The 8,441-nt window shown below is 70.3% G+C and carries 9 protein-coding genes; 7 read left to right on the forward strand and 2 right to left on the reverse strand.

The genetic code is table 11. The features are described 5' to 3' along the window. The coding region (locus GBO37_RS13865) for a LysR family transcriptional regulator (protein ID WP_252929619.1) at nucleotides 1-839 on the reverse strand (839 nt) is incomplete at its 3' end. Between the two features lie 120 nt (nucleotides 840-959). On the opposite strand from GBO37_RS13865, the gene GBO37_RS13870 reads away from it, so the two are divergent. From GBO37_RS13870 to GBO37_RS13880, 3 genes are read left to right on the forward strand one after another with little or no spacing between them, the layout of a single operon-like run. Then, on the forward strand, nucleotides 960-1,892 hold the full coding sequence (locus tag GBO37_RS13870) for a ring-cleaving dioxygenase (protein WP_127897655.1): 933 nt from the start codon (nucleotides 960-962) through the stop codon (nucleotides 1,890-1,892). Between the two features lie 17 nt (nucleotides 1,893-1,909). After that, nucleotides 1,910-2,464 (forward strand): NADPH-dependent FMN reductase, encoded by a 555-nt coding sequence (locus GBO37_RS13875; RefSeq protein ID WP_252929620.1) that lies wholly within the window; start codon nucleotides 1,910-1,912, stop codon nucleotides 2,462-2,464. Beyond that, complete coding sequence (locus tag GBO37_RS13880) at nucleotides 2,461-3,216, forward strand: VOC family protein (protein ID WP_252929621.1); 756 nt, start codon at nucleotides 2,461-2,463, stop codon at nucleotides 3,214-3,216. Before GBO37_RS13875 ends, GBO37_RS13880 begins: the two co-directional genes overlap by 4 nt. On the opposite strand, the gene GBO37_RS13885 is transcribed toward GBO37_RS13880, so the two are convergent. Further along, on the reverse strand, nucleotides 3,138-4,751 hold the full coding sequence (locus GBO37_RS13885) for a VOC family protein (RefSeq protein WP_252929622.1): 1,614 nt from the start codon (nucleotides 4,749-4,751) through the stop codon (nucleotides 3,138-3,140). The two genes, GBO37_RS13880 and GBO37_RS13885, sit on opposite strands and share 79 nt — an antisense overlap. A 153-nt stretch (nucleotides 4,752-4,904) precedes the next feature. Here GBO37_RS13885 and GBO37_RS13890 point away from each other — a divergent pair, with 153 nt between their 5' ends. From GBO37_RS13890 to GBO37_RS13905, 4 genes are all read left to right on the forward strand, one after another. Further along, nucleotides 4,905-5,837 (forward strand): pirin family protein, encoded by a 933-nt coding sequence (locus GBO37_RS13890; protein WP_046000648.1) that lies wholly within the window; start codon nucleotides 4,905-4,907, stop codon nucleotides 5,835-5,837. Nucleotides 5,838-5,848: 11 nt separating this feature from the next. Then, nucleotides 5,849-6,391: a DUF924 family protein gene (locus tag GBO37_RS13895; protein ID WP_127897650.1), complete on the forward strand. Its 543-nt coding sequence runs from the start codon at nucleotides 5,849-5,851 to the stop codon at nucleotides 6,389-6,391. 8 nt (nucleotides 6,392-6,399) lie between these two features. Continuing rightward, the gene (locus tag GBO37_RS13900; RefSeq protein WP_252929626.1) at nucleotides 6,400-7,455 is read left to right on the forward strand and encodes a histone deacetylase family protein; all 1,056 of its coding nucleotides are present in this window, start codon (nucleotides 6,400-6,402) and stop codon (nucleotides 7,453-7,455) included. Nucleotides 7,456-7,489: 34 nt separating this feature from the next. Continuing rightward, nucleotides 7,490-8,441, forward strand: a 952-nt coding sequence (locus GBO37_RS13905; protein ID WP_252929624.1) for an asparaginase domain-containing protein, incomplete at its 3' end; no start/stop codon positions are given.

Consider the following 8,441-nt stretch of genomic DNA (forward strand, 5'->3'; position numbering starts at 1 on the left):
CGTGTCTTGCGGGGCAGCGGCCGGATTGGCGGCCAGACCACGCTGATCGGCAGCGGGTCCTGCGCCAGGTCCGGCAGCACCTGCACCAGCCGCCCGTCGCGCAGCGCGTCATGGACGATGAACAGCGGCAGCAGCGCCAGGCCCAACCCGCCGATGGCCAGATCGCGCATCGCCTCGCCGTTGTTGGCCGACACCCGGCTCTGCCGGGGCGGCGCGACCTGGGCGCCAAAGGGCCAGATCTCGGCCAGCCGCGCGTTCAGGTATCCGATGACCTCGTGCCCCGCCAGATCGCCGGGCGCCCCGACCGCGCCGTGCTGCGCCAGGTAATCGGGACTGGCCACCAGGGCGCGCGGATCCTCGCACAGGCGGCGCGCCATCAGGCTGCTGTCCTTCAGATGCCCGATGCGCAGCCCCAGATCGAACCCCGCCCGCCCCAGGTCCATATGCCGGTCATCGTAATCCAGCACGATCTCCAGCCCCGGATGGGCGCGCGCGAAACCCGCGATCACCGGGCCCAGGTGGCGGATGCCGAAACTCATCGGCGCCGCGATGGCCAGCCGCCCGCGCAGCGCGGCCTCGGGCGCGGCGGCGCTTTCGGTGGCGGCGACCAGTTCGGCCAGCGCCGGGCGCAACCGTTTGGCCAGGGACAGCGCGCTGTCGGTGGGCGCGATGCGCCCGGCATGCCGGGTGAACAGCGCGACGCCCAACGCGGCCTCGAAATCGGTGATCCGCTTGCTGACCACGGATTTCGACAGGTCCGACCGCGCCGCGGCACCCGAGATGCTGCCCGCATCCAGCACCGACAGAAAGGTCCGGATATCCGTGATCGTCCAGGTCATGGCGCACCCTAGCACGCCGCCGGTCGTTCGCAAGAACCGAACGCGGCGTTGCCGCGCGCATGGGTGCCGCGAACGCCCCGCCTGCGCCATATTCCCTTCAAGCAAGGAAAGGAGCCTGCCATGCAGCTGACCGGAATCCATCACCTGACGGCGATCACCGCCAATGCGCGGGGCAACAACCAGTTCTATACCCAGACCCTTGGCCTGCGCCGGGTCAAGAAGACCGTGAACCAGGACGACACCTCGGCCTATCATCTGTTCTTCGCTGACGGGGCGGGCAGCCCCGGCACCGACATCACCTTCTTCGACTGGCCCGCCGCGCCCGAACGCCGCGGCACGAACGCGATCACCCGGACGGGGCTGCGCGTGGGCGCGGACAGCCTGGATTACTGGGCCGACCGCCTGTCGGGCCTGGCCGGCAAGATCACCACGCTGGACGGCCGCCCGACCCTGGATGTCGAGGATCCCGAGGGTCAGCGCCTGCGCCTGATCGCCGCCCCCACCCCGGCGGGCCAGCCCTGGGATCGCAGCGACGTGCCCGCCGAACACCAGATTCACGGGCTGGGGCCGATCACCATCTCGGTTCCCGAACTGGCCCCGACCCAGACCGTGCTGACCCAGGTCATGAACATGCGCCTAGTGCGCGATTATGCCAGCCCCGATGGCCAGGGCCAGGTCCATGTCTTCGAGATGGGCGAGGGTGGTGCCGCGGCCGAACTGCATGTCGCGGTCCAGCCCGGCCTGCCGCAGGCGCGCCAGGGCGCGGGCGGGGTGCATCACGTGGCCTTCCGCGTGCCCGATACCGCCGCCCTGACCGCGTGGACCGACCGCGTGGCCCGGTTCCGCGTGCCCAGCAGCGGCGAGGTCGAGCGGTTCTATTTCCGGTCGTTGTATTTCCGCGAACCCGGCGGCAATCTGTTCGAACTGGCGACCGACGGGCCGGGCTTCGACGTGGACGAACCCTTCGAGACGATGGGCGAGGGCCTGTCCCTGCCCCCCTTCCTGGAGGGCAAGCGCCAGCAGATCGAGGCCGGGCTGAAACCCCTGGCCTGAACGCAAGGAGAGACGCGATGACCACGATCCTGGGACTTTCCGGCAGCCTGCGTCGGGCATCGCTGAATTCCGGCCTGCTTCGGGCGGCGGCGGATGCCGCCCCCGAGGGTGTGACGATCACCATCGGCGACATCGCGCAGGTGCCGCTCTATGACGGCGACCTGGAGGCCGCGTCGGGCATTCCCGCCGCGGTCACGACCCTGACCGACCAGCTGGCGGCCGCGGACGGGCTGCTGCTGGTCAGCCCTGAATACAACAACGGCGTGCCGGGCGTGCTGAAGAACGTCATCGACTGGATGTCGCGCGGCCAGGGCATGGCCATCTTCAAGGGCAAGCCCGTGGCCGTCATCGGCGCCTCTCCGGGCAATTTCGGAACCGCGCATGCGCAGTCGCACTGGCTGCCGGTGCTGCGGATGCTGGCCACCCGCCCTTGGTGGGAAGGACGGCTGATGGTGTCGCGCGCGGGCGATCTGTTCGACGACCAAGGCAACCTGACGGACGACAAGACCCGCGAAAGGCTGGTCGAATTCGTGGCGGGCTTTGCCGGCTCGATCGGCGGCGGCCGGTCATGACCGGCATCGCCCATGTCGCGCTGACCGTGCGCGACCTGCCCGGCATGGCGCGGTTCTATCAGACCGCGCTTGGGCTGGAGCCGATGGGCGGGGACGGGGCACAGCGCGATCTGGGCGCGGGCGGGCAGGTGCTGATGCGCCTGTCGGGCGATCCCGCCGCCATCCCGCGCGATCCGCGTGACGCGGGCCTGTTCCACACCGCCTTCCTGCTGCCCGACCGCGCGGCCCTAGGCCGCTGGCTGCGCCACGCCGCCGATACGGGCGTGCGGCTGACCGGCGCATCGGATCACGATGTCAGCGAGGCGCTGTATCTGGACGACCCCGAAGGCAACGGCATCGAGATCTATCGCGACCGGCCTGCCTCGGACTGGACCCGCGACGGCGACCGCGTGCGGATGGTCACCGAACGGCTGGACCTGAACGATCTTGCGGCCGCCGCGGACGGGCCCTGGCAGGGCGCGCCCGCCGGGACCCAAATCGGCCATGTCCACCTGCAGGTCGGGGCGATGGACGCGGCCGATGACTTCATGCAGGGCACGCTTGGCCTGACGCGCACCCATGATGCGTCGGGCGGGGGGTGGTATGGCTGGAACGGCTATCACCACCATCTGGCCGCGAATGTCTGGAACAGCCGGGGCGCCGGTCCCCACCCCGGCGGCCGGACGGGGCTGGATCACGTCGCCTTGACCGGATTTCCGGAAAAATCCGCCGCCGTGGCGGACCCGTTCGGGAACCGGTTCGAATTTGTCTGAGTTATAGCGCCGTACACAGTCTGACCAGTGCGCCCCGCCTCCGGCCAAGACCGGAGGCGGGGCTTTTTCATGCCCCGGGGCTGGCCGGGGGCGATCTCGTGTCCCGCCGCGATCGTGCGGGCGTCCAGATCGGCCCCGCTTGCGGCCAGCCAGTCGTTCAGCGCCGGGGCGTAATGCCCATAGGGGTCGCGCGCCCCCTGCAGCGTCAGAACCCGGACCCCCGACAGGTCGGCCCGTGGCACCGGGTCCAGCACCAGCATCGGCCGGATCAGGATCGCCCGCGCGATCAGCCCCGGATGCAGCGCCATCACCGCCCCCGCAAAGTTTGCGCCGTTCGAATAGCCCAGCACCGTCAGCCGCGCGGGGTCGAGGCCATAGGCCGCCATCGCACCCTCCCAGAAGCCGGCAAAGGCCGCGGCTTCGGACCGGATGTCGTCCTGGTCAAAGCTGGCCATCGACAGGCGCCGGAAGAACCGGGCGACGCCCTCCTCGGTCGACCGACCGCGCAGGCCCAGCAGGGTGGCGCGTGGGGCGATGCGATGCGCCAGCGGCATCAGGTCGGATTCCGATCCGCCGGTGCCGTGCAGCAGCAGGATCACCGACCCGTCTGCATCGTCGGGGGTGTGGATCCGGTGGATGAAGGGCAGATCGCGCATGGGGGTCCTTTCCTCGCCCGGGCGGGCGAATTGCGGCAGGCGCAGCCGCAGGTCGGTGTCGTCGGTCATGTGCGGCGGGACCTTCAGGGTCCAGCCAAGGTCGTCCTCGTCCACGGCCATGCCGGGACCGTCGGTCGCCAGTTCGATCAGGATGCCCGCAGGATCGCGGACATAGAGAGAGGTGAAGTACAGCCGATCATGGGCCGTCACATCCGTCAGCGCGGCCCGGTGCGCGTCGATCGCCGCGACATCGGGCACGCGCAGGGCGACATGGTCGATCACCCCGGTTCCCGGAATGCCCGGCACGAACCCCGCCGCATCGCGGATGTCGATCGCGTCGCGGTCCGATGCCAAGCGCGTCACGCCCCCTTCGATGCCCTGGGGGGCATAGCCGAAGCGCGCCAGGAACGCCGCCGTGGCCGGGGCGTCCTGCGACCACAGCGTCACGCCCTGCAGGCGGGCGGGGGCCGCGGGCCAGCCGGTATCGGGGATGTCCCCGCCCACCAGCTTGACGATGATCCCGTCCGGGTCGCGCAGGCGCAGGACCGGCGCACCGAATTCGCGGACCGGCCCCTCGACGCGCAAGCCGCGCTGCATGGCGCGGGTCAGCCAGTCGCCGATCCGCGCGCGGGGGATGGCCAAGGCGATCTCGGCCACCTGTCCGTGTCCCACGCGACCGGGCGCGCCGTCCTGCCAGACCAGGAAGCTGACCAGCGACCCGGGCGCGCCCGTGGCATCGCCATAGAACAGATGCAGCTGTTCGGCATCCTCGAACCCCGCGGTCTGCTTGACCAGCGACAGGCCCAGAAAGCCCATCCAGAAATCGACATTGGCCTGCACGTCGCGCGTGATGGCCGTCACGTGATGAAGTCCCGTCATGGCGACCTCCTTTCAGGATCCAACATGCCCGTGGCGGTCGTTCGGCGCCACGGAGGTCGTGCGCAACCCGGCGTTCGCACGAACCGAACGCCTGCACGCTTGCCCGATGGCCCGCAAACCCCCACCCTTGGGAACAGCACAGGAGAGAACGCCATGAGTTGGAACCCCGCCCTGACCCCCGGATGCCCCGACGCCGTCGGCGCCGATGCCATCGAGACGCTGATCATCCCCCGCGCCCGCGACTTGGGCGGGTTCGAGGTGCGCCGCGCCCTGCCCGCCCCCAAACGCCAGATGGTGGGGCCGTTCATCTTCTTCGACCAGATGGGCCCGGCGGAATTCCTGACCGACCAGGGCATCGACGTGCGCCCGCACCCCCATATCGGGCTGGGCACGGTCACCTATCTGTATCGCGGCAGCTTTCAGCATCAGGACAGCACCGGCGCCGACCAGATCATCACGCCGGGCGCGCTGAACTGGATGGTGGCGGGGCGCGGCGTGACCCATTCCGAACGCAGCCCCGACGCCGTGCGCGCCGGGCCCAGCAGCCTGCTGGGGATCCAGACCTGGATCGCCCTGCCGGAGACGCATGAGGACATCGCCCCCAGCTTCGAACATCACGCGGCGGACGCCCTGCCCGAGATCCGCGACCAGGGGATCGAGGCGCGACTGATCCTGGGCCGCGCCTATGGCGAGACAGCGCCCGCGACGATGCATTCCGACACGTTCTATCTGGACGTGACGCTTGCCGCCCGCGCCCGCTTTCCCCTGCCCGTCGATCACGAGGATCGGGGGATCTACATCACCGAGGGCAGCGTCAGCATCGCCGGGCAGGAGTTCCAGGCCGGCCAGATGATGGTGTTCCGCCCCGGCGACGCGATCACGGTGGCGGCGGGCGACCGGGGCGCACGGCTGATGGCGCTTGGAGGTGCCACGCTGAACGGGCCGCGCCACATCTGGTGGAACTTCGTCGCGTCGTCGCGCGAACGGATTGAGGCCGCGAAACAGGAATGGCGCGAGGCGCGTTGGGGGCAAGGACGGTTCGACCTGCCGCCGGGCGACCGCGACGAACACATCCCCTTGCCGTGACGGAGAGACATATGCCCAAGACCCCCCACGAGGTGCTGGAGTTCTGGTTTTCGGACCAGATGCGCCCCTATTGGTTCGCCAAGTCGGACGACATCGACCGCGACATCGCCGCCCGTTTCAGCGACACCTACGAGGCCGCGCATGCGGGGCGGCTGGACGACTGGATGGACGCGCCCGACAGCGCGCTGGCTCTGGTGATCGTGCTGGACCAGTTCCCGCGCAATATCTATCGCGGCGGGCCGCGCAGCTTCGAATCGAACGACCTGGCGCTGCGCCACGCGCGGACCGCGCTTGACATGGGCCATGACGTGGGCCAGGCCCCCGACCGGCGGCAGTTCTTCTACCTGCCGTTCATGCACAGCGAGGATCTGGCCGACCAGACCCGGTCGGTGGCGCTGTACGAAGACCTGGGCAACGACCATTCGCTGCATTTCGCGCGCGAGCATCGCGACATCGTCGAACGCTTCGGCCGCTTTCCGCATCGCAACGCGATCCTGGGCCGCGACAGCACCCCCGAGGAGGCGGAGTTCCTGAAGACGCATAGCGGCTTCTGATCTTGCCGATGCGGCGCGGGCGTCCTAGCCTGCGCCGCATGGACAGCCTGCCCTGCTTTTACGCACCCGACACCGCCGCCCACGATCCCCGGTTCTGGATGCTGCGCGGGGTGCCGATGGCGAACAAGGAAACCGCCGAACGTGCGGACCGCCTGCTGGCGGGCATCGCCGCCGCGGGATTGACCGCGACCGATCCACCGGTGGCCGACCGCGCCCCGATGCACGCGGTCCACACGGCGCGCTATCTGCACTTTCTGGAAACCGCATGGGACGAATGGCAGACGGCCCCCGGAGCGGGGGCCGAGGTCGTGGCCAACCTGCATCCGCAGAAGGCCGACCAGACCTATCCGTCGGGGATCACCGGGCGGGCGGGCTGGCACATGGCCGATACCGGCTGTCCGCTTGGGCAGCACACCTATGCTGCGGCGCTGCGCGGGGTGGACACCGCACTGGCGGCCAGCCGCGCGGTGCTGGACGGGGCGGGCGCGGCCTATGCGCTGTGCCGTCCGCCGGGGCACCATGCCGATGCAGACACCGCGGCGGGGCACTGTTTCCTGAACAATTCCGCCATCGCCGCGCAGGCCCTGCGCGCGGCGCATGACCGGGTCGCCATCCTGGACATCGACGTCCATCACGGCAACGGCACGCAGCAGATCTTTTTTGACCGCGCCGACGTGCTGACCGTGTCCGTTCATGCCGATCCGGACGCGTTCTATCCCTTCTATCTGGGCCATGCGCATGAGGTGGGGCCGGCCGGCACAAACCTGAACCTGCCGCTGCCCCTGGGATCGGACGATGCCGTCTGGCTGGACGCCATCGACCACGCGCTGGACCGCATCGCGGGTTTCGCGCCGGGCGCCCTGGTCCTGGCCCTGGGGCTGGACGCGCACGAGAACGACCCGTTTCGCGGGCTGCGCGTCACCACCCCGGGTTTCGCCCGCGCCGCCGCCCGCATCCGCGCCGCGGGCCTGCCCACCGTCATCGTCCAAGAGGGCGGCTATCTGTCCGAGGATCTGACGCACAACCTTGCCAGCTTTCTGCGGGGCTGGATCGGCACCGCCTGAGCGTTCTATAGCGGTCCGGGAACGGGGGACCCTCATGCGCATCTGCATCATCAACACGGGCGGCACGATCAGCAGCACGGGCCAGCCGCTGGCCCCCATGGCGGCGGACCGCTTTGCCTGCGCCGCGAACGATCTGCTTGGGCCGGCGCTGGCGGCGGCCCTGCAGGGGGACGCGCTGCATTTCGACACGGGACTGCGGTTTTCGGATGACGGGCCCGGAACGCTGGACAGCACCGACCTGCGCCCGTCCGACTGGTGCCGGATCGCGCGGCGGGTGCTGGACCTGTATGCCGACCACGATGCCTTCGTGATCCTGCACGGCACCGACACGATGGATTACACCGGCGCGGCGCTGCCCCTGCTGCTGAACGTCTTCGACGATCTGGGGCTGGCCCGCGCCGCGCTGTCCAAGCCGGTGATCCTGACGGGCGCACAGCTGCCGCTGTTCACCGACACCCACGCCGGGCTGGTCCTGAACGCGGGCAGCGATGCGCTGGCCAACCTGGCCGGCGCACTGTCCTGCGCCCGCCTGCGCCTGCCCGAGGTCGCGATCTTCTTCGACGGACGCCTGCTGCGCGGGTGCCGCGCACTCAAGGTGTCGACGACACGCTTCGCGGCCTTTGACAGCCCGCATCTGGCGCCCCTGGCGGAACGCGGCATCGGCATCCGCCGGGGCACGGTCGCGCCCCTGCCCGGCCCCGCCGCGCCCGACCTTGCGCTGGACGCGCCCGCGGCCCATGCGCGGGCGATGGCCCAGCTGGACGCGGTGCAGGCCTGCATCGACGATCAGCGCGTGGTGCAGATCACGGCCGTGCCCGCCGATCACCGCGCCGCCGCCCCGATGCTGGCGCAGCAGGTGCGCGCGGCGCTGGACCAGGGCGCGACCGGCCTGCTGCTGGAGGGGTTCGGCCCCGGCAACGTCCCCGCAGGAGATGGCGCGATGGCGCAGGTGCTGGCGGATGCGGACGTGCCCGTGCTGATCGCCA

Origin of the sequence: Paracoccus sp. 08, from assembly GCF_024105395.1 — a bacterium.
GTDB lineage: Bacteria > Pseudomonadota > Alphaproteobacteria > Rhodobacterales > Rhodobacteraceae > Paracoccus > Paracoccus marcusii.

What these genes read in the sequence shown, in the direction of transcription:
- GBO37_RS13870 (WP_127897655.1), top strand. Translation starts at nt 960, where the DNA reads ATGCAGCTGACCGGAATCCATCACCTGACGGCGATCACCGCCAATGCG.
- GBO37_RS13875 (WP_252929620.1), top strand. Translation starts at nt 1,910, where the DNA reads ATGACCACGATCCTGGGACTTTCCGGCAGCCTGCGTCGGGCATCGCTG.
- GBO37_RS13880 (WP_252929621.1), top strand. Translation starts at nt 2,461, where the DNA reads ATGACCGGCATCGCCCATGTCGCGCTGACCGTGCGCGACCTGCCCGGC.
- GBO37_RS13885 (WP_252929622.1), bottom strand. Translation starts at nt 4,751, where the DNA reads ATGACGGGACTTCATCACGTGACGGCCATCACGCGCGACGTGCAGGCC.
- GBO37_RS13890 (WP_046000648.1), top strand. Translation starts at nt 4,905, where the DNA reads ATGAGTTGGAACCCCGCCCTGACCCCCGGATGCCCCGACGCCGTCGGC.
- GBO37_RS13895 (WP_127897650.1), top strand. Translation starts at nt 5,849, where the DNA reads ATGCCCAAGACCCCCCACGAGGTGCTGGAGTTCTGGTTTTCGGACCAG.
- GBO37_RS13900 (WP_252929626.1), top strand. Translation starts at nt 6,400, where the DNA reads ATGCGGCGCGGGCGTCCTAGCCTGCGCCGCATGGACAGCCTGCCCTGC.